This is a genomic window from Endozoicomonas sp. SESOKO3, from assembly GCF_024606255.1.
This window is the reverse complement of sequence record NZ_JAHHPR010000400.1, coordinates 1-2,145: the sequence shown is the minus strand read 5'-3', so window position 1 is coordinate 2,145 and position 2,145 is coordinate 1. Positions and strand designations below refer to the sequence as shown.

Genomic DNA, 2,145 nt, shown 5'->3' with positions numbered 1-2,145 from the left:
ATGTGGTTTCTGGCGCAATTATTGAAGAAGATAGAACTGGATAAAAATGCGGGTAGCATGAAGCTAAGTTGCAACGCCGTTGCGGGTGAAATGACTGTCGAATGCCCCCGAATGAAATTTCGTCAAACCATGCAGGATGCCTTTGAGAAGCTGATCATTGTGTTACGTGCTATATGTAATCTGGATCTTGATTTGAATTCCAGTCCCATTTTTGAAGGAGGTCAGTGGGACTTTAACTTGCTTGCACAACGGCTTAATCGTGATCTGGCGACAGAAGCGGATAGATTCGCCTTTCAACATTGCCTTTTCGTAATGTCTTATCGTAATGAGAGCCGCAGGTACATTCTTGTCCCTTGCAGCCAGCTTTTAAGCAAACACTACCAACAGTTTTCTCATCATGCCCGGTTGTTGTCCAGGTGGCCAGATTTTCTCCAGGGAAAACCGGGGGGTGTTCTGTTGAAAATGTTTATGAGTGATGAGATAAGTGAGAACACCCGCAGGGAGCTCTTGCATCATTTTTTGTTATTAAATCCCATAATCGCTACTAAATTGGTTGAGCAATTGTATGACTTGGGTAATCAATGCTTTGTTATCAATCCATCTTACCGTTACAAACTGGAGTTTTATCTACCACCGTGCCAACTGCTTGGGGATCATAAAGAAAAGGTCAGGGAGATCCTGCTGAAGCATGGATTGAAATATGCCAGCCATCGGGTTAGGAATGATAAAGATTTTGTATTACCCACCATTTCAAAACATCCCACAGAACTGCAATATTTGAGTGAGGAGCTGAGGAATGATATTGATGTCGTCAAAGCCGCTGTCGCAGAGTTGCCCAGTGTTTTAAGTTATGCTGGTGGAAGAATTCGAAGCGATAAAAACATTATTGAAAGCTTAATGGCTGTCAGTGTTAATATCTTAAAAAATGCCAGTAGAACGTTATTGAATGATCGCGAGTACATGCTGAACTTAATTGCAAAGAATCCACTGGCTTTCAAATATGCTACTTCCAAGCTTAAAATTGATGATGCTTTTATCGAGGCGGCAAGACAAAGAAACCCTGAAGTTGGTAGATACGTCAGGTGGTCTGCGAATAAGGTCTGATCTATTCAGACAACGTTGACCAGTGTAAATCGTCTTGCAAGCTTGTTGTTGTTTCTTCTATTGCGTTCTTAAGGCTGACGGGTGAACTTTATAAAAACATTATTGTCTAAAGGAGATAATCACTAGCCATTGAGGCATGGATGAATATTAACATGAGAAGGATATCTTGATGTTGCCAGCTCGTATTGACACATCGGTCCGTCAAACCCCGGCAATGAAGCCAAATCAGGATACCGGAGCCAACAGTCCATCCGAACGGTATTTCAGTGGCCCTGATACCAGTGGCGCTCTGACCGCGCAAACGCCATTAGACAAGCGCTTCTGCAGTTTATCTGTTTCAGATGAGGTTGCCAGCTGTTCTCCCTCCAATCGAAAACAACTCGGTGGCAAGGGGATGTTTTTGCGACGCATGAAGCAAGCCGGTCTGGATGTTCCGCCATTTGAATGTGTGACAGCCCGGGTAATGAATGCTCTCGAACAACACCCTCTGGATACCCATCGTTTTGACCGTTATCTCCCCGGGAACGTCCCTGAGCCGGAGGCAGAGTGCAGCCTGATAAAGATCAGGGAACACCTCAATACCTTGCCACCTTCAGAGCAAAACAAAAGGGATAAATGGCTGGCGGGTCTGGCGCAATTTGTTGCCAGTCATGATTTTTACGAACAGGTTAAAGATTCTGAAGCAGCCCGACTCATCAGAAACCTGCGCTGTCAGCTGGACGAACAGTGCACATCACAACCGGTGATTGTCCGCAGTTCTGGCATCAATGAAGATAACTACGGCGACGCCCAGGCGGGCAAATACCTCTCTGAAGTTCAGGGAGAAGAGGATGTTCTGCGAACCTGTCTCAAGGTCATGGCCTCGGGTTACCGGCCTGAAGTTTGCCCCGGAATGATACCACCACCCATGGCTTTGATCATTCAACAGTGTATTGACTGCAAATATGGCGGGGTCGCCATGAGCTTTCAGTCCTTTCAGGATGATACTGTCAGGATTGAGTACACACCCGGTCAGCCCAGAGGCATAGTGGCAGGACAGTC

At 45.8% G+C, this 2,145-nt stretch carries 2 protein-coding genes; both read left to right on the top strand.

What is annotated here, in order from left to right:
- The coding region (locus KDK18_RS06980; protein ID WP_257254157.1) for a DUF4116 domain-containing protein at positions 1 to 1,104 on the top strand (1,104 nt) is incomplete at its 5' end.
- Positions 1,105 to 1,273: 169 nt separating this feature from the next.
- A partial coding sequence (locus tag KDK18_RS06975) for a PEP/pyruvate-binding domain-containing protein (RefSeq protein ID WP_257254155.1) occupies positions 1,274 to 2,145 on the top strand: 872 nt, incomplete at its 3' end.